Raw genomic sequence first — 20,256 nt, 5'->3', positions numbered from 1 at the left:
TAAGGGGTTAAATCGTAAGAATAAGTGTTTACGGCTAGTTACTTTGATTAAAAAAAGTAAATCCTGAACATCAAGCGGATGCTCAGGATTTAGTATTAATGACGGATTAGGTAATCAAAAGCTCCTAGTGAAGCTGTTGCACCTGATCCCATTGAAATAATGATTTGTTTGTATGCAGAATCTGTACAATCACCTGCTGCAAAGATTCCTGGAACGTTTGTTTGACCGTTTTTGTCAACGAGGATTTCACCCATTTTATTTCGTTCAACAGTATCGCCTAACCAGTCTGTATTTGGTACTAGACCGATTTGGACAAAGACACCTTCGAGTTCAACGTGTTTTTCATCGTTTGTTTCACGGTCGATATAAGTAATCCCGTTAACTGTTTCATCACCAGTAATCTCAGATGTTTGTGCATTTACAATCACATCGACATTCGGTAAACTGTGTAGACGCTCTTGAAGGACTGCGTCTGCTTTTAATTCTGGCATAAATTCAAATACTGTTACATGTTTAACGACACCAGCCAAGTCAATAGCAGCCTCAATTCCAGAGTTACCTCCACCAATGACAGCTACATGTTTACCCTCAAATAGTGGTGCATCACAGTGTGGACAGTAAGCAACACCTTTATTTTTGAATTCAGCCTCTCCAGGTACACCAACATTTCTCCAACGTGCACCAGTAGAAAGAATGATTGTCTTACTCTTTAGTAAGGCGCCATTATCAAGTTCAACTTCAAAAAGATCTTTCTTTTCGATTTGTTTGGCTTGGAGACCCTTCATGACGTCAATGTCGTATTCATTAACATGCGCTTCAACTTCAGCCATAAGTTTTGGACCTTCAGTATATTTTGTACTAATAAAGTTTTCAATCCCTAAAGTATCCATAACTTGACCACCAAAGCGATCAGCAACGATACCAGTACGAATCCCTTTACGAGCAGCATATATCGCAGCACTTGCTCCGGCAGGTCCTCCACCTATAACTAGCACATCAAATGGATCCTTATCATTTAAAGCATCAGCATCGGGTCCACTTCCTATTTGACTAAGAATGTCTTCGATCGTCATTCGACCACTTTCCATGAAGTCACCGTTTAGGTAAACAGAAGGAACGGCCATAATATTTTTGCTTTCGACTTCATCTTTAAAAGCTGAGCCTTCAACCATTGTGTGTGAAATATTTGGATTAATGATACTCATTAAGTTTAAAGCTTGCACAACGTCTGGACAGTTGTGACAAGATAAACTGACATAAGTTTCAAAATGTAATTTCTCTTTAATATTTTTGATTTGCTCAATCACACTATCTTCAACTTTAGGGGCGCGTCCGCTAACTTGTAGAAGTGCTAACACTAATGATGTGAATTCATGACCGAGTGGAATACCTGCAAAAACGACTCCACTATCTTCTTCACCTTTTCGATTGATACTAAAGCTTGGTGTTCGTTCTAGTTTCGCCTCTTCAATAGTGATCATCTTAGACATATCTGCGATCTCATTAACGAGGTCAAGTGTTTCTTTAGAGACTTTATCGTCACCAACACTTACTTTAATAACAATATCATTTTCTAAAAGTTCTAGATATTGTGCGAGTTGCTGTTTAATTTCTTTCTCTAACATAATTATCAAACTCCTTAAATTTTACCAACAATATCTAGACTTGGTTTAAGTGTTTCTTCTCCTTCTTTCCATTTAGCTGGACATACTTCACCTGGGTGTTTGCGCACATATTGTGCTGCTTTAATTTTATTAATTAATGTACTTGCATCACGGCCAATTCCGTCTGCGTTGATTTCAACTGCTTGAATCACACCATCTGGGTCAATGATGAATGTTCCACGGTCAGCAAGACCAGATTCTTCGTTTAGTACATCAAATTGACGTGCAATTGCTTGTGATGGATCACCAAGCATAATATATTCAATTGAGCTTACTGCTTCAGAATGCTCATGCCATGCTTTATGAACAAAGTGTGTATCTGTTGATACTGAGTATACTTCAACATCTAATTCTTTAAGTGCAGCATATTCTTTTTGAACATCTTCTAATTCAGTTGGACATACAAATGAGAAATCTGCTGGGTAAAAGACAACAACACTCCATTTTCCTTTTAGATTTTCTTCTGTAACTTCGAAGAAATCCTTTCCTGCTTGAAAAGCTTGCGCTGTAAATGGTTGTACTTCTGAACCTATAAGTGACATAATGTCTATTCCTCCTTAAATATTTAGAATGATTAACTGATCAATATTTTCTTAAATAAGAGAGTATTAATCAATAATAATTCTAATTCGATATACATTATTATAAAGTATTTGTTTTATAAGTCAAGTAGAAAGATTATCTCTGATAATCAGTTGATTCTATTGTTTTAATAGTATTTGTTAGGATTAGAAATCTATACTTAATTTTAAAAGGAAAAAAAGTTATTCTTTTAAATTATCGTTTAAATAAACATATTTGATAATAAAGTGAATCTTCATTCTGTGGATCCTACAGGCAGTTCATCGGGGCAAAACTCTCGCTTCTTATGTGATTCTTCTCAGTAGCTATACATATGATTTAGTCTTTGCTAGAATAAGACTAGTTTTACTCGATCAAATATGGCTTAGAAGGGATTGCTAGTATTGAATACTGAAAAGGAAAAGATGATTGCGGGGAAGATGTATTGTCCAGAAGATCCTCAACTTGTATCAGATCGGCAAAATGCTCGTCGACTTGTACGTTTATACAATCAAACAGATGAAACAGAGAGCGAAAAACGAATGCAGTTACTAAAGGAAATGCTTGGTTCAACAGGGGAAGATATTTATATCGAACCAACTTTCCGATGTGACTACGGCTATAATATCCATGTCGGTGCTAATTTTTATGCGAATTTTGATTGTTGTATTCTTGATGTATGTGAGGTACATATTGGTGACAATTGTATGTTTGCCCCTGGGGTACAAATTTATACGGCAACACATCCACTTGATCCAATTGAGCGTAATTCAGGTAGAGAGTTAGGGAAGCCAATCACAATTGGAGATAATGTTTGGATTGGTGGAAGTGCCGTGGTAAACCCTGGTGTAACAATAGGCGATAATGTTGTTGTTGCTTCTGGCGCGGTTGTGACAAAAGACGTACCGGATAATGTTGTTGTTGGAGGAAATCCAGCACGTATAATTAAAGAAATAATGGTGGATTAGTGAATAGTGAATAAACCCCCAAGGCATTTTATTGTCTCGGGGGTTTATTCATTGTTAAATTCGCTTCTATATATGAAGTTATTTTTTAGTTATTGGAAAAGACGGATAGGAACCAATCCCATACGGATTGAAAGAAATTAACGATACTTCTGATTACACCTTGTCCCTCTTCACTCTCAGCAAAATCACTAATCCAATTTTTGGTTGCATCAATCGTATCATTAACCTTGCCCCAATCAATGTCTAGATTACGTAAATTATCAAATAACTCAACTAAACGATCAAGCTGTTCATCTGATAAGTCAATCCCTAATTCTTTAGCTAATTGAATAATTAAATCACGTAGCTCTTCAGTTGATTCAGGCTGCTCTTGATCAATTTTTTCTTTAATTTTGTTCATAAAGTCAACAGCTTCTTCCTCGCCGATATCCTCATCTTCGGCAAGTTCTGCTGTGACAACCATTTCTTCATTAGCAGCTTGTTTTACTTCTTCGTCAATTTTCTCTCCAGTTGTCGCTTCATAGGCTTTCATAATCCCTGTTAGGGCACCTGTTCCAGAAACATCAAAAGGAGCAGTTACATAAATTTCAGCACCACTAATACCAGCGGTGGCAAGTGCATTTGAATACATTGAACCCGTAATATAGGTGATTTTATTTGTTGTTACGGCAATTCCTGTATTATCATCTCTTAATTCAATACGAGCTGAGGAAAGTGCGTTTGAACCAATTTGAGCTGCGGGAATATAGTCACCTAAATAATTATGTTCTTCTTCATTTGTAACATAAATAATATTAACGTCTTCTTCATTTTCAATGCCCATTTCTTTTAAGATGGACTCTTTTTGTGCTTGAGTTAAATCCTCACCAAGTGTAACGATTAGCTCACCTGAAATAGCATCCGCCAAAACTGTTGGGGTAGTAGTATATATGAAGAAAGTAAAAGCTAGAAAAATAATACTACCCTTTAACATAAATCTTTTCATTGTATAGCCTCCTCACGTTTAATCAAACGTATTAAAAACTCATCCCTATTTTACAACATTTAGATGTGCTTGTCTTGTCATACTCTTCGGTTAAATACCTGAAATCCAATGATTGGTAATTAACTGACAGAATATGTACTGGAAAAGCTATAGTTAGTTTCTACAACTCAGTGAGTGATGAGAAATCTAACTAAGCTTAGCTTTTCTTTCTAATAAGTTCAATATAACATGAATGGGATAAAAATCACAAAAAAGACCCTATTTTATTTAGAAATATTAAAATAAAAAATAGATGCTAGTTAGGTCCAATTATTGATTTGCTTTGGAAATGGGTTCAACATTATTTTTCTTACTCTTCTTAGTGGGGATGTTAATCGAGCTGTTCCCATTAAAGACTCCACCCTCATCAATGATAATCCCCTCTGAACTAATATTTCCAGATAATACACCACAACTGTGGATGTGTACTTTCTGACTTGTCTTTATTTCTCCTTTTGCTTCACCTGCGATAATGACATTTTTAGCTTGAATGGCAGGTTCGACATAGCCCTTTTTGCCAATAATAACGTCACCCTCACATTCGATATCACCATACACTTTACCATCAATTCTGAGACTAGTTGGCAATTTAATTTTCCCTTCAATAACGGTTTCTTTCCCTATAATTGTTTCAATTACTTTATGATCTTTTTTTCCTTTTAACAAAATGAAAACCCTCTCTTATTTGTTATCATTATCAAAAAAATTCAGGTATAGCTCTGGATCTACCCGAGTTCCAGCTTTTATGACTTCATAATGTAGGTGTGGACCGGTACTTCTTCCGGTACTCCCTAATTTTCCAATGATGTCCCCTTTATCAACACGATCTCCCTCTTCAACATCTATTGAAGATAAATGTGCATATAGTGTTTCATATCGTCCACCATGGTTAAGAATAATTGTGTTACCATAACCACCATAAACCTCGGCAAGTTTAACAACACCATCAGCTGCTGCATAGATAGGTGTTCCAGTCTTTCCACGGACATCAATCCCAGAGTGAATCGCTTTTGCACGATTAAAAGGATCCTTTCTCAGTCCGAACGGAGATGTGATTGTATTTGGTTCTGTAGGCCAATGCGTCGGTATGTAGATTAAGTTTTCCTCTAGTTGCTCAATGCTTTCTATTGTGTACTGATATCGATCGGTCATACTTGAACTAATCAATAGATCATTCGAGGACTCAGCGTTTATATTTAAAGTTTCATCATCTTCTAATGGTATTTCAATACCACCAAGTGCTTCATCAGGTAATTCATTGATATGCTGATGAAGCTGTTCTTCAATTTTATCCAATTCATTAAAACGTTCGATCACGAGCTCTCGTTCATCGATTAAATCATTCATTTCTATTGTTAATTGTTCTGTTGTATTTTCAAGACTATGTACTTTTTGATTTAATGTATGATTAACTGTTAGTAGTTGATTATTAATTGAAATGTAATAGATTAATAGACAGACTGGTACAATAATCATAGCAATAATAAATAGTATGAGAGCACGAGGGAGTGTAAATCTTTTGATCGGCTTCTTTATTTCATTTGACATCAAGGTAAAGGTCCATGTTCTTAACTTGAATTTTTTCCGTCTCAGTTTAAATACGCTCCTTTCAGAGATTATGTTACATTTTTCGCCAAAAAAACAGCTTATTTTAACTTAACCCACTATTACAATACTTAAATGTCTAATACTAATCAATAGTTTACAGGCAATTGTAACCAAGTTGAAATATTCCATGGGTAAATATGGTCATTAGGATAAATACTCACGATGCAGATGAAAAAAGGGCTGGGACATAACTAACAAAAAAATGGTTTCAAGCATTAAAATTTGTTTGAAACCATTTTTTGTTGGATTTTTGCTTCTGGGGATAAACTTCCTCAAATTCACCGCCATCAAAGCAAATCCCAATTCATTTTTCACTTTCTCTTTGCGTCACACGAAAAAACGCGAGAAGCATAAATTGGCCTTCGAGAATCCAAACCCTGCTTCTACATATATTTTACGTTTCCCATAGATTTCACCAGTTTTTCTTCTAAAAGCTTGTTTCGTACATAGATCACGGAGCGATACCTCAAAAACATTTAAAATGTGATGATTTTATTTAAATGATGATAATAAGAAAAGGGAATCCAGTATCAACTGAATTCCTTTTTCATTTTTGCTGAATTATGTCCCAGTCTTTATATCTGAATTATTGTAAGGCATCCGTGTTATTTCCACCGGGTGGGACAATTGGAAAAACATTTAGCTCATCTTCAATTGTAAAGGTCATGAGTACGGGTCCTTTTACCTCCATTGCTTTTTTTATAATCTCATTTGCTTGGTCAATCGTTTCGGCTGCTAATCCTATCACACCATAGCTCTCAGCTAGTTTAACAAAGTCAGGTGAGCTAATTTGAACTTGTGAATAATGGCGTTCGTAAAATAATTGTTGCCATTGACGAACCATACCGAGATAACCATTCTTAAAAATGGCGATTTTAATATTTAGTTGATATCGTACCGCAGTGAGTAGTTCTTGTAAATTCATTTGAAAACTCCCATCACCACTAATACAAATCACTTGTTGGTTTGGCTTTGCCATCGCACCACCAATGGCAGCAGGAAGCCCATAGCCCATTGTTCCAAAACCACCAGACGTTAAGAAAGATCGTGGCTTTTGGAAAGAAAAGTGATGCGCGGTCCACATTTGATGTTGCCCGACATCGGTTGAAACGATGGCATCGTTATTTGCGTATTTATTTAACAGCCTAATGATCGCACCAGGGTCAATTAATTTATTTTTAGCCTTGTGAAATTGGGCAGACTTTTTATGCCAACTCATTACTGTTTTAAGCCAGTCTGAATTTGTTCTTTTCAAGTTTAAGTGATTAAGCTGAGTTAATGCAGCATTAACATCACCAACAATTGGATATTCAACATCGATCAATTTATTAATTTCTACAGGGTCGATATCGATTTGGACTTTTAATGAATTTGGTGAAAAGCCTTTAATATTACCAGTGATTCGATCACTAAAACGTACGCCTAAGCAAATTAACAAATCAGCCTGATGTACAGCGCGATTAGCAGCGAAAGTTCCGTGCATACCGATCATACCCAGATGTAGAGGATGATCTGCATTGACAGCGCCTAATCCCATCAAGGTACTAACAAAGGGGATTTGTGTTTTAGCCAAAAAATTAGCTAAGGCATGATGGGCATTACTTATGACGCATCCACCACCAACAATAATTACGGGTTGTTTTGCTTGAGCAATTAAAGCTGGAAGCTGTTCAATTATATGTCTAGGTATTTCTTTTTGGGTGAATTCTTGATTTAATTGATCAATATGAATCTGTTGATCACCTTCATAAGTTTGCCTTAGTATTTGACGATTAAAATCAATTACCACAATACCTGGACGTCCAGTTTGGGCAATTTTGAAAGCTGCTTTTGTCATCGGGATCAATTCATTTATCGAATTTGCTGTGAAATTATATTTGGTCATTGATTTTGTTAATCCATCAACATCGAGTTGTTGATCAATTGAATTTCTTTGATGTTCGATGAAAATAACGAGTGGAACAGAATCGAGTTGTGCGGTCCCAAGGGAAGTCACCGCATTAGTCACACCACTTTCGCTTGTGAGCCAACCAACACCAATCTTTCCTGTTGTACGACTATAACCATCTGCTGCATGAATCGCTGCTTGATCATGGATGAATTCAACAGTAAAGTGGTGGTCGGTGTTACAAAAAAAAGACTGATTTGTAGCTGTTTTAAATAAAAACTCGACTTTATGTTGTTCAAATATATCAATTAACTTTTGCTCACCTAATTTTTGTTCTTCAAATTGTATCATTAGCCCCATCCCCTCTTAATATTTTAACTATTCAGATAATTAACTTTGCAGTAATTTATCAAAGTATAACAGAAATGTCACGAAACTTGATCCTTATCAATTATTGTTCACAAATTATTCGATATAATAGAGGGGGACTATTCATAAAATAAAGATACTTTTTTAAAAAAAGAATCCAAGTCATTTGTAAAAGTGAAATATATGATCCGAGGAGGGATTTAATGTCGGAACAAGGTCATGGAGCGAATTGCCATCCGATGCAGGCTTGTGTTCAATTGGTTCCTATTTTTAATCATTTGGAAAGTGAACAAATCAAAGAGGTAATGAATGTTGTCCATTCAACTAGTTATCAAGTAGGTGAGCACTTATTTCATGCGGGTGATCGATCAGATGCATTATATGTCGTGCACACAGGGAAAGTCAGAGTCTATCGGTTATCAGAAACAGGAAGGGAACAATTGGTGCGCTTACTATTGCCAGGAGACTTCACGGGTGAATTGGCATTGTTTCGGGAAGGTGAGCATGAGTCCTATGCTGAAGTCATTGAATCTGCTCAAATTTGCCGAATCTCTCGGTTGGATTTACAACCGTTGCTTGAACGTTATCCGATGATATCGATTCATATCCTAAATGAATTGGCTACACGATTGGAAAAGGCAGAACAACAAACAACGCGCTTTGCGACAGAAAAGGTACAAGTTCGGTTGGCTCATTTTTTGGCTGAATTAATGCCATCTATTGAATCAAAAGCAGAGGTTAATCTTCCGATGTCTAGAAAGGATTTGGCAACCTATTTGGGAACAACCCCTGAAACGATTAGTCGAACACTCTCTAGCTTTGAGAAAGAAGGTTATTTAACACAAAAGGGTCATAAGAAAATTATCATTCATGATATTGACAAATTACTAATTGATGTTTAAGTTAAAATTCGAATGGAATGAAGGGTAAAGTTAAGATCGATAAGATGAAATCTCAATCAGTGGGCTTTTTCTTCATCCTCCACCTGAACTTTCTCAAAAGATTTGAGGTTTTGAGGGTAGGGATTTAAGGACGGTTACAGCGGGATAAATAAGTATGTAGTGAAAACGATTACAGAAAAGGGTTCTGTCTACAAAATCATGTAAACAGAACCCTTTTTTTAAAATGATTTGGGCTAGTACTTTAAGGATGTGAAACGATAAATTCAGCATGACCAACTAAATGATAGTGATCAACTGTCGCCGGTATGATAAAGTGATTCCCTTTTTTAAGGGTAAATGTTTTGTTGTTTGTTGTTAACTCAGCTTCTCCATCAATAACACTTAATTGAATAAAGTCAGCATCACGTGTTTGACTACATTCCCCAGCTAAATCCCAATGATAAACGGTAAAGTACTGTTCTTCAACGAGTTTTTTCACTGTTAACCCATCCTGCTTTGTTAGGGATTGTTTAATGTCTGGAGTTCGATGTGGTGCTCTAGTCACTTCAATAGATGAATCCAAGTGTAGTTCACGTGTGTTTCCTTGATCGTCAGTACGATCATAGTCATAAACACGGTAGGTAATGTCAGAGCTTTGTTGCGTTTCTAAAATAACGATGCCAGCGCCGATAGCATGAATTGTTCCACTAGGTACATAGATAAAATCCCCAGCTTTAACTGGGATACGGCGAAGTAATCGATCCCAATCCCCAGCCTTTGCCATTTCGGCAAATTGTTCTTGTGATTGTGCATGATGACCGAAGACAATTTCCGCTCCTTCTTCAGCTTGTAGAACATACCAACATTCAGTTTTACCATAGGGTTCATTTTCAACCTCTTGTGCGTATTGGTCATTTGGATGAACTTGCACAGATAAATCATCAGCAGCATCTAAAATTTTAACGAGGAGTGGGTAGGCGTCATGATTGTCGACAGCTTTATTAAAAAGTTCAGGATGACCTTCCCAAGCATCTTTAAGCGTTTGTCCCGCTAATTCACCGTTAGTGATTTGACTTGGTCCGTTCTCATGTGCAGAAATGACCCAAGCTTCACCTGTTTTGTCATTTGGAATCTCATAGTTAAATAATGTGTTTAATTTAGTGCCGCCCCAAATCCGTTCTTGAAAGACCGGTTTTAGGAAAATCGGTTCGTCATACATATTGCAGTCCTCCTATTTTTTTGAAAGATATTGAATTATTCCCACCCTGTCGGGATTTAGCTAGGGTTTCCTACTTTGAGATTTACATCAAAGTGATTGGTGTAACCCTAAATGGCAACAAAGAAAGGAATCTTTCTTCATTGGGGGTTATTTTGCTTCTTTATTTATCCTTCCTAAATTGGCTTGGATGATTATTAATTAGCATCCCCGTTATTGCTTGTGACTGAATCAATTAAGTATGTTTCCTTATAAAAAGAGATTTGCTAATTAAATTGTAGCAGGACTAAACCCTGTAAGCAATATTTTTAAAAACTATTCTTCAGATAAGATATGGTTATCGATAAATTAGATAAAAGGCGATGACTTAATAGTATTAATAAGTGTTTACGATAAGGATCTACATCTCCTTTTTTAAAATAGGTGAAAAATAAATTTAAATTAAGTAATAGAATAAATATAAATAAGTTTATTATTGATATTATTTAAGTAAATTATTATAATGGAAACCGATAGCGCTTTCAATTGGAAGAAGAAAAAGGAGGAGCTTATGAAAAATATTAAAAGGCGATTGTTCTTATCGGTTGTATTGATCTTATTTGTCAATCTTTTTTCAGGTCAGGATCTTGTGTTCGCTGATGAAGGAAGAAAATTAAACTTGTCAAACCCTAACGCATCACAATACACAAAAGACTTATTTTATTATTTAAAAAACCTTAGTGAAGAAGAAATATTATTTGGTCAACAACATGCTACGGATGAAGGATTAACCATACTAGCTGATGGGAATCGGGTTGGATCAACTGAATCCGATGTCTTCAATGCCGTGGGGGATTACCCAGCTATCTTTGGTTGGGACACAAATAGCTTAGATGGACGTGAACGACCAGGAAATGCAATTGATGATGTTCCACTCTCTCAAAAGGAACGTACTGAGAACTTAGCAGAATCGATGAAGATGGCCCATAAGCTGGGTGGAATCGTTACTTTAAGTATGCATCCAAACAACTTTGTTACTGGAGGGAATTACAACGATACTTCTGGTGATGTTGTGCGTGAAATCTTACCAGGAGGTAGTAAGCACGATGCATACAAGGCTTGGCTAGATAACATTGTTGACTTATCCTATCTGCTTGTCGATGATGATGGTCAGGCGATTCCGATTATATTTCGCCCTTTTCACGAACAAACAGGTGGCTGGTTTTGGTGGGGGGCTACAACGACAAGTCCAGAACAGTATAAGGCCATTTTCCGTTATACCGTTGAGTACCTACATGAACATGGTAATGATAACTTTTTAATTGGCTTTTCACCAGGAGCGGGACCAGCGGGTGACCGTGATCGTTACTTTGCTACCTATCCAGGTGATGATTATGTTGATATTTTAGGGATTGATAACTATGATCAAAAGAATAATGCCGGATCCCAGACATGGATTAATGGTCTGGCTGCAGATTTGGCCATGTTAGCTGATGAAGCAGAAGCGCGTGGTAAAATTTCTGCACTCACTGAATTTGGTTATAGTGCTGAGGGGATGAATGAGGTAGATAATCATTCAGAATGGTGGACGACCGTTCTCGATGGAATTCTTAATCATCCAGATTACCCATCGGCGGCTAAAACGGCTTATATGTTAACATGGGCAAACTTCGGATTTCCGAATAATGTCTATGTTCCATATAAAGATGTAAATGATGATCTTGGTGGTGACCATCATTTATTAGCTAATTTTACGAAATTCTATCAGGATGACCGAACTATTTTTGCTGATGCATTGGCCGTTGATTATGGACAAGGTAGTTATGAAACTGAGTCGCATGATCCATTCATGTACGTTGTTTCACCTACAAATGGTGATTCGATTGTTTCAAATCCACTTGAGTTAAAAGCTCGTGTAGTAAATGGTAATGAACCGCGTGTAACATATAGTATTGCTGGTGGTGAGGAAGTTGAGATGGAACTTGTTGGTCGGTATTATCAAGCGAATTGGAGTCCATCAGCTGACTATAATGAATCAGCTGTCGATATAACGGTTCGTTATTATGAAAATGATGAATTAATTAATGAAGAGACCCATCGTTATTATATTTATTTAGCTAATTTAATTGTTAAGGAATGGACATTTGATCATGATATTGATGGCATTCAGAACAATGGAAGCTGGCCAGAAGATGGGGTTAGTCTAACCTTGTCTCATCAGGTCCTTGATGGACGAGGAGTATTAGCATTAGATGTTGAGGGTATGCCGCAGCAAGAAACTTGGCAAGAATTAAAATTACAATTAATCGATTTAGAGGATTTTAATATCCAGTCTGTGAACCAACTTTCATATGATGCTTATTTACCAGTCAGTCTTGGTACTGGTGACTTAAAGACAATTGTACAATTACCAGATGATTGGGATACGAAATACGAGGCGGAAGTTCAATTGGCGGATTTAGTAACCGAGACAATTGATGGAGTTGAATACTATGTTTATCGTGAATCAATTTCCTTCCCAATTTTAGAAGGGACAAAAGGATTTGCGCTCTCATTAGTTGGGGATCAATTGGATATGTCAGAGCCAATCTATATCGATAACATCCGTTTGGAAAATAGTTATCTAGAAGCCCCGGTTGATCCATTTTTAGTTGATGATTTTGAAGGCTATATGGGTGATGATACTTTACTTAATCGGGCTTATGGGTCCAATGGAGATCCGATTCGCTTATCCTTATCATCAGAATATAAGTTTACAGGTGATTATGGTTTGCAATATAATTATACGCTTGCAGATCAAGGCTATGCAGGTCGTGAGATTTCATTAGGGGGTCTTGATTGGACTGGAAAAAATGGTGTCTCCTTCTGGATGCGAAACGAAGGGCATGAAGACCAGCATTTGACATTACAGATCAATATCGGTGGTGTCGCGTTTGAAGCTGAAATCGAATTGGATGAACCATATGAAGGAATCGTCGAAATTCCATTTTCCGACTTTTCCCCAGCGCACTGGGAAGGTAATCAAGATGCGATTATTGATACGAACCGAATTCAAAAGGTAGCAAGTTTTGCCCTCTACATGGGTGGAGATTCTTTAGGTGAAGGAACGTTGTACTTTGATGAGATTCGGGCAGTTGAAATTGAAGGTGCTCCCGAAGTTCCGTATCCTGATGAAGCCGAGTCAGTGGAGCCGATTGTTTTTGATTTTGAAACGGATTTAGCTGGCTGGGATGGACCTGGTGTATCTCTTGAAAAGGGACATTTGCGGGTTGATGTTTTACCAGGTGGAAATACAGAGGTCAAAAAGACATCGGGCTATGATTTGAGTGACTATAATTATATTGTTGCCCGCCTGATGACTATGAAACCATTAGCTGCAAAATTATTTATTAAAGTAGGAAGTAGTTGGGCTTGGTCTGATTCGGGTGAAATTGAATTGGATGCTGATGGTTATAAAGAAATGATCTTTGATATTTCAGAGATTGATGATCGAGATCAAGTTCAAGAAATAGGAATTGAGTTCTTAGGTGAGGAACTCGAAGGAAATGCTAAGGTTCTCGTTGATAACATTCAAATTGTCAATGATTTAGATGAATTAATTGCTGGTGAGGATTCGGAAGAACCAGTCGATCCTGAAGTACCAGAAGAAGATATTATTAAAGAGTTGGAAAAGCAAATTGGAGAGCTGACAAAACGTCTAGATGAATTAGAAGCTCTGGGGGCAGATGTTTCTGACTTGAAGCAACTTTTGGCTGATCTTCAAGCTAAAGTGGAATCACTTGACTTAAATGATGAAGAACTTTCATCTTTACTTGCAGAACTTCTTGCTCGAATTGAAGCACTTGAGGCAGAGGTTAGTGAACTAGAAGATGATTCAGCGGAATTTCCCAAGGGAGAGAAGGGAGAAGGTGAAGAATCATCTACTAATGATAGGGATGGCAATGATTTAGATAATAAGACAGAGACTGAATCTGATCAAGACGGGGCTGCTTTGCCATCAACAGCTACATCCATGTATAATTATTTGTTGACTGGTATCTTAATTTTAATTGCTGGAGCTGGATTGACCTTTTATAGCTATAAGCGAAAAAGTAGATAAATAATTTAAATGAAAAATCCCCAGCAAGTGTTGGGGGCTGTACAATATATGACGTTGGTGAAGAAAAAACACATTTCTCCTTGGATGGGAAATGTGATTGAAATTCACTAGCGTCATTTGATTTCATAATAAAAACAAGTGAATTTACCTGTAGAATAGCAGGCATCAAACCATATTCCAGAAGGGAAATCACTTGTCTACTTCAAATAACATTAGAAACTTACTTGACATTCAAAATCCAAACATTATCTTTGAAGGAAATTGTGTAAATGGTGGAAGGCACAATTGAAAGGCCTGTGCTATCCACCTAAAATACTTGCGTGCCTAGATCATTTAATACTCACTCCCACTGATTGAAGACCCGCTTTTGTTTAGGATTGAATGTAAACTTATGATTCGAGTAGTAAAAGAAGATTGATAAAATGCCGATAATCTTTTGCCTGAATAAGTTGTTGAATGACAGTTGGATTTTCAACGATTCTTATTAGTGCCTTGTACATATTCTCCAAATCCTCATGGCCATCCTTTTCAACATTTAGTAAACAAACAAATTGAACCTGCTTATCAGCCCAAATAATGGGTTTCTGTAATGTGCAGATCGTTAAAAAGGTTTGCTTAGCTTGTGCTGTAATTGGATGTGGTATCGCGATTAAATTCCCATAAGCGGTTGGCGCAACTTCTTCTCGTTCATGAATTAAGTTTAAATAGTTGTCTGGTAAATCCATTCTCAGACGGATTTGATCAACTAAAAAGGTAAGGACGGAATCCTTTGTTTGAAAACTTTGATTTAGAAAAACTAAATCTTTATTAATATAGTCTAAAATGCTGTCTCTTTTTTCATCGAGGTGGGCCTCGATTTTATCGATATCTTTATCAGATAAAATGGCATTGACTTCAATAACTGGCACCGCAATATCTTCATAAATAGGGACAGAGCTCACGATAAAATCTGTTTTATCGAAAGGAATCTGCTGTAATTTATAATATTCAGTTGTTCCCAGCACTTCAATCCGTGAATTAAAGACGGATTTAAGTTTATATTTAATGAGATGGGCACTCCCAAGCCCGGAAGCACAAACAATATAACAGCGCTTTGGTCGAGATTTAATTTTCGTCCTTTCGATAGCTGCTCCAATATGGAGAGCGATGTAGCCGATTTCATTTTCATCGATTGAAACATTCATTTCATTTTCTAAGACTAATCCAGCAATAACGGCTGCTTCAAATGCAAGTGGGTAATTTAGCTTAATATCATTAAGCATTGGGTTTCTGAGATTCATTCCATATTTATAACGATTGATCGCTGGTTTCAGATGTAGACCAAGGCCGATGACGAGCTCCTGATCGTGACGAATATTTAAGCTCATTTTCGTTTCGATTAAATCTAATATTTTTATCGTTAAGGATTGGATTTGCTTATCTAAAATATTCTCCAAGTCGGCTTCACTTATATTTGTCTGACTAACCATTTTTGTTCCTAATAAATGAATAGTAATATAAGCGATCTCTTCTGCTGGAAATTGGACGTCCAATATTTTTTCAGTTGCAAGTACAATATTTTGGGCAACTTGATACTCCTTTTGTATCTTTATTTCATTTAATTCTTGATTAAAAATTGAGACATAGTGACCATCTTTAATGCGTTTATAAGCAATGATGATATGAATGAATAGATTATTAATTGCAAGATCAGCTAGAGAAATTTTATGATCTTTAATCTCTTTAAGAATGATAGACCAGATTTTATCTAACTGTTCTTCGCTTGTTCCAGTAATTTGCGCAAGCTGATCCTGCCAAATGGCCTTGGAAGCTGATTCGCTACGATCAAAAATATGTTCAGACATAGCAAAACGTAGCTTAACCTCTTCGCCAATTGTTTTTAAGCCGTAATTAGGTTTTTGTTGAAGCAGGATATCATATTTATTTAGGATCCTTTTGACAGAACGCAAATCGCTTTGGATCGTTGATTTGCTAATATGCATCTCGTTACAAAGGTCATCAAGCTTTAAGTAATCCTCAGCAAGTAAAAAACGTTTAACAAGATACTTGACCCGTTCATCAGGTGAATTAGGTAAAGTTTCTTCGTTAATTTCCTTTTTAAAAAATTGATTTAAATAATTCCTAAATTGTTTATCATCATCGATGATCAGTTCAAAGCCTGTCCCGCGGATAGACCTTACCTTCGCACCGTGGGGGCGCAATGTATGGTCGAGTATTTTTATATCATCTCGAATGGTCCGTGAAGTAACCCCGAGGATTTGCGCGATATGCTTACTAGTCACCGGTTTATCCCATGCCATGAGTTCACGTAAGATTTCAAAAATCCGGGAGTTCAAGTTATCATCCCCTTCTAATAACTGCTATTCCTGTTTGCTACAATTAATATATGCTAGGAAGTTGTAATTAAGCTTAAAAGCGTAGCGGATTTTCATCGCTACGCTTCCAATCGACCGTGTTAATCGTTAAAACCATGCTGTTTGGCAACTTCAGCAAACCAACTGGCACTCTTTTTTGCTGTTCGTTCTTGCGTTTCAATGTTGACTGAATAGAAACCATAGCGATTTTTATAGGCATTCATCCATGACCAGTTATCCATGAATGTCCAAAGATGATAACCTCTTACATTACAATTCTCCTCGATTGCCTTGTGTAACCATTTTAGATGACCTTTGATGAAATCGATTCGATAGTCATCTTCAATTCTACCATTTTTTAAAAAGCGTTCTTCATCTTGAACACCCATGCCATTTTCAGAAATAAATGATTCAATATTATCATAATTTTCTTTTAAGTTAATCATAATATCATAAATTCCCTTTTCGTAAATCTCCCATCCACGATATGGATTCATTTTACGTCCGGGCATTTCATAGTTATCGAAGAACCAATCGGGCATAAAGGGACTGTTTGGATTTGGCAGGTTATCCTTTGCCTTAACACGTCTTGGTTGATAATAATTAATACCTAGGAGGTCGATTTTATTTGCTTTGATCAGTTCAAGATCACCTGATTCTATGATTGGCAGATGATCGTGTTCACCTAATAATTTAATCAAATCCTCAGGATATTCCCCTTTTACAGCTGGATCAAGAAAGCTTCGGTTAAAAAGTAAATCACAAATATGTGATGCTTTAAGATCAGCTGGATGCTGACTACGCGGATATGAAGGGGTTAAGTTGAGGATGATTCCAATTTTCCCATCTTGATCTTCATGATACGCTTTGACAACTTTGGCGTGCGCAACCATTGTGTGGTAAGCAACTTGAATCGCCTTTCTAAAATTAATGATATTCGGATAGTGGAAATCATAAAGATATCCGCCTTCTACCGGAACAATCGGTTCATTAAAAGTAAACCACTTCTTAACTCGATCACCAAAGAGTTTAAAAGCTATTTTAGCATAATTTGTGTAAGCATCGATCACTTCTCTGTTTTCCCAGCCACCGATTGTCTGTAATTCTAGGGGCATGTCAAAATGGAATAAATTCACGAAGGGTTCAATGTCATTAGCAAGTAGTTCATCAATGACTTGATTATAAAAAGTAACTGCTTCTGAATTCACTTCACCGACACCGCCAGGAATGAGTCGTGACCATGAAATGGATAGTCGAAAACTATTGTGTCCAATTGCTTTCATATTACGAATATCCTCTTGGTACCGATTGAAAAAGTCAGATGTTAGGTCAGGGCCTACTCCATCAAAAAAACGATTCGGTTCAGTTTTATACCAATGATCCCAAATATCCTTCCCTTTTTTCCCGTTAGCAGATCCTTCTGTTTGGGTTGCGGAAGCGGCACTCCCCCACCAAAAGTCCTTAGGAAATTGAAAATCTAAAGTCATGCTTGGCATCCCCCTTATCTTGTCCGATAAATTTCAATGATTTCAATAGCTAGGTCTCGAACGGTCATTGAAGTCATCAAATGATCCTGTGAGTGAATCAATATTACACTGATTGTTTTCCCGTTTCCTTGGGCTTCTTCTTGGAGTAACTTTGTTTGGTATTTATGTGCTTTTCCTAATTCTATATTAGCTTCTTTAATTTTTTCATCGGCTGCTTCGAAATTACCTTCTTTAGCTTCTTGAATCGCCTCCATAGCACTTGACTTCCCGTTTCCAGCATATAAAATAATTTGAAATGCGATTTCAGTAATCGATTGATCCATATTGTCCTCCTTAGGCGGTCTGTTATCTGAAATTAAGAATAGATGGGGAGGTAAATAACCCCCCAACAAATAATAATCTCACTATATCTCTATTTTGCTTTTACTTCATTTTCGTAATATTGTTTATCCATGATCTTAAGGAATGGTAACCAAATGATAAAGACGATAGCCATGTTAATAAGTTGCATGACAGATCCCATAATATCATTTCCTGTTGCTAGATAACCACTTAATATTGCTGGGGTGGTCCATGGGACGATTACCCCGGCTGGCTTAGGTGCAAATCCAATCGACATGGCAAAATAGGTAACAGCGCCAACAACGACCGGTGCTAATAACCAAGGAATAATGACAAGCGGGTTCATGATAATTGGTAATCCGAAGATAACCGGTTCATTTACGTTAAAGACACCGGATCCAATTCCTAATTTACCAATTTCACGCATTTGTCTACTCTTAGCAATAGCAAAAATAGCAATTAACACAGCGAGTGTCATACCTGAGCCACCAATTCCAACGATAAAGGTATCAATAAATTGCTTTGTCACGATATTAGGCAATTCTTCTCCAGCTTGAAAAGCTTGGTAGTTTTGATCATTTAATGAATACCAAATTGGATCGAGAACTGAGTTGATAATGATTTGACCGTGCAAACCAAAGAACCAAAAGATTTGAATGAGTAATATAGCGATAAGTGTGGCTGGTAAACCACTACCTAATGCTGTTAACGGTTCTTGTATAATGGTATAAATAAAGTTCTGTACCGTTTCAAAAGGCGTATAGCTAAAAATAATTCGAATAGCCAAGAAAATAGTTAGGGTTAATGCAATTGGAATTAATGCACTAAATGAACGGGCTACAGATCCTGGTACACCTGCTGGCATCTTAATCGTTAATTTTTTGTTAACAAAGTATTGATATAATTCAGCAGCGATAAAGGCAGTGAATATCCCTAAGAATAAACCTTCTGCTCCAAGCGCTGAAGTTGGGATAACACCTGTTGTTTCATCTAATACTTGTGGTGTTAAAACTAGAAAAGCAGCTAGTGCAACAACAGCGCCATAAATGGATTCTCCGCCTCGTTGCTCAACCATTTTATAACCAATACCTAAAATAACAAAGAGTCCCATAATACTCAAGGTTGCAGCAGAAGCAGGTCCTAAGGCATCTTGAAATGTTGCATAGGCTTCTTCACCAATCCAGTTGTCAATAAATGGCAGATTGGCAATAACAACGAATATAGAACCAAAAATAATTAAGGGCAGGGCAACCATAAAGCCATTACGTAAGGCTGTTAAATAACGGTTATTATTTAATTTATCAGCCACTGGCATAAGCACATTTTCGAGCTTATCCATAAAACGATTATTCATGAGAAAATCCTCCTTTTTTTAGTCACTCATAAAAAATTACTGTTCCTTACCATCAATTAAATTAAGTGCCAGATCAAGAACGGCTTTGCCATCAATACGCCCGTATGAGACAGGGTCGATAACATCTAGTGGAATGCCGACTTTTTCAGCCACTACAGAGAATTTCTTTTTCATAAAACGCATTTGGGGACCGATCAACAGTACGTCTGCACGCTGCATGTCCTCGGGCGCCTTGTCTTGTGCAACTGCCCAAATTTCAACATCAAGACCACGAGCTTTTGCTTCTTCTTCCATTTTTGAAACAAGCAGACTTGTTGACATACCTGATGAACAAGCTAATAAAATCCTCTTCATTTGATTACCTCCATTTAGAATATTTTATTTCTTTACAGTTTTAATTCTATTTTAGAAACGCTTTCATTACCACTTGTTGTTTTTCCGTTATCATAACGGAAATGATTA

Annotated in this window: 15 protein-coding genes and 1 pseudogene; 3 read left to right on the top strand and 13 right to left on the bottom strand. The window is 36.8% G+C overall.

The features are described from left to right. Positions 1–95: 95 nt before the first annotated feature. Positions 96–1,625, bottom strand: a complete 1,530-nt coding sequence (ahpF, locus tag KQI76_RS01200) for an alkyl hydroperoxide reductase subunit F (protein ID WP_253288746.1) — start codon at positions 1,623–1,625, stop codon at positions 96–98. 14 nt (positions 1,626–1,639) lie between these two features. Then, complete coding sequence (gene ahpC / locus KQI76_RS01195; protein WP_216398475.1) at positions 1,640–2,206, bottom strand: alkyl hydroperoxide reductase subunit C; 567 nt, start codon at positions 2,204–2,206, stop codon at positions 1,640–1,642. Between the two features lie 423 nt (positions 2,207–2,629). Here ahpC and maa point away from each other — a divergent pair, with 423 nt between their 5' ends. Then, positions 2,630–3,193, top strand: a complete 564-nt coding sequence (maa, locus tag KQI76_RS01190; protein ID WP_216398474.1) for a maltose O-acetyltransferase — start codon at positions 2,630–2,632, stop codon at positions 3,191–3,193. A gap of 85 nt (positions 3,194–3,278) precedes the next feature. On the opposite strand, the gene KQI76_RS01185 is transcribed toward maa, so the two are convergent. The 5 genes and pseudogenes from KQI76_RS01185 to ilvB all read right to left on the bottom strand — a co-directional run bounded on the left by KQI76_RS01185 (position 3,279) and on the right by ilvB (position 8,064). Then, positions 3,279–4,178, bottom strand: a complete 900-nt coding sequence (locus tag KQI76_RS01185; protein ID WP_216398473.1) for a DUF1002 domain-containing protein — start codon at positions 4,176–4,178, stop codon at positions 3,279–3,281. A 309-nt stretch (positions 4,179–4,487) separates the two neighbouring features. Continuing rightward, complete coding sequence (locus tag KQI76_RS01180) at positions 4,488–4,883, bottom strand: bactofilin family protein (protein WP_216398472.1); 396 nt, start codon at positions 4,881–4,883, stop codon at positions 4,488–4,490. A gap of 15 nt (positions 4,884–4,898) precedes the next feature. Then, positions 4,899–5,765: a M23 family metallopeptidase gene (locus tag KQI76_RS01175; protein WP_253288745.1), complete on the bottom strand. Its 867-nt coding sequence runs from the start codon at positions 5,763–5,765 to the stop codon at positions 4,899–4,901. A 204-nt stretch (positions 5,766–5,969) separates the two neighbouring features. Then, positions 5,970–6,248, bottom strand: a pseudogene (locus KQI76_RS11660) (IS5/IS1182 family transposase); the annotation flags it as partial. A 163-nt stretch (positions 6,249–6,411) separates the two neighbouring features. Then, a complete protein-coding gene (gene ilvB, locus KQI76_RS01165; protein ID WP_216398470.1) occupies positions 6,412–8,064 on the bottom strand; it encodes a biosynthetic-type acetolactate synthase large subunit in 1,653 nt (550 codons plus the stop codon). Positions 8,065–8,285: 221 nt separating this feature from the next. Here ilvB and KQI76_RS01160 point away from each other — a divergent pair, with 221 nt between their 5' ends. Then, on the top strand, positions 8,286–8,984 hold the full coding sequence (locus tag KQI76_RS01160) for a Crp/Fnr family transcriptional regulator (RefSeq protein ID WP_216398469.1): 699 nt from the start codon (positions 8,286–8,288) through the stop codon (positions 8,982–8,984). A 241-nt stretch (positions 8,985–9,225) separates the two neighbouring features. On the opposite strand, the gene manA is transcribed toward KQI76_RS01160, so the two are convergent. Continuing rightward, positions 9,226–10,182: a mannose-6-phosphate isomerase, class I gene (gene manA, locus KQI76_RS01155; RefSeq protein WP_216398468.1), complete on the bottom strand. Its 957-nt coding sequence runs from the start codon at positions 10,180–10,182 to the stop codon at positions 9,226–9,228. A 547-nt stretch (positions 10,183–10,729) separates the two neighbouring features. Between manA and KQI76_RS01150 the strand changes: the two genes are divergently transcribed. Then, a complete protein-coding gene (locus KQI76_RS01150) occupies positions 10,730–14,257 on the top strand; it encodes a glycosyl hydrolase (RefSeq protein WP_216398467.1) in 3,528 nt (1,175 codons plus the stop codon). A gap of 389 nt (positions 14,258–14,646) precedes the next feature. Here the strand turns inward: KQI76_RS01150 and KQI76_RS01145 are convergent, their stop codons facing one another. The 5 genes from KQI76_RS01145 to KQI76_RS01125 all read right to left on the bottom strand — a co-directional run bounded on the left by KQI76_RS01145 (position 14,647) and on the right by KQI76_RS01125 (position 20,148). Next, positions 14,647–16,593, bottom strand: coding sequence for a BglG family transcription antiterminator (locus tag KQI76_RS01145; RefSeq protein ID WP_216398466.1), 1,947 nt, complete (start codon positions 16,591–16,593; stop codon positions 14,647–14,649). Positions 16,594–16,712: 119 nt separating this feature from the next. Next, positions 16,713–18,098, bottom strand: coding sequence for a glycoside hydrolase family 1 protein (locus tag KQI76_RS01140; protein ID WP_216398465.1), 1,386 nt, complete (start codon positions 18,096–18,098; stop codon positions 16,713–16,715). A gap of 14 nt (positions 18,099–18,112) precedes the next feature. Then, on the bottom strand, positions 18,113–18,421 hold the full coding sequence (locus KQI76_RS01135) for a PTS sugar transporter subunit IIA (protein WP_216398464.1): 309 nt from the start codon (positions 18,419–18,421) through the stop codon (positions 18,113–18,115). Positions 18,422–18,510: 89 nt separating this feature from the next. Beyond that, positions 18,511–19,794 (bottom strand): PTS cellobiose transporter subunit IIC, encoded by a 1,284-nt coding sequence (gene celB / locus KQI76_RS01130; RefSeq protein WP_216398463.1) that lies wholly within the window; start codon positions 19,792–19,794, stop codon positions 18,511–18,513. A gap of 36 nt (positions 19,795–19,830) precedes the next feature. Beyond that, positions 19,831–20,148: a PTS sugar transporter subunit IIB gene (locus KQI76_RS01125; RefSeq protein ID WP_216398462.1), complete on the bottom strand. Its 318-nt coding sequence runs from the start codon at positions 20,146–20,148 to the stop codon at positions 19,831–19,833. Between the last annotated feature and the right edge of the window lie 108 nt (positions 20,149–20,256).

The organism is Amphibacillus sp. MSJ-3 (genome assembly GCF_018919165.1).
GTDB lineage: Bacteria > Bacillota > Bacilli > Bacillales > Amphibacillaceae > Amphibacillus.
This window is presented reverse-complemented; position numbering and strand designations above follow the sequence as displayed.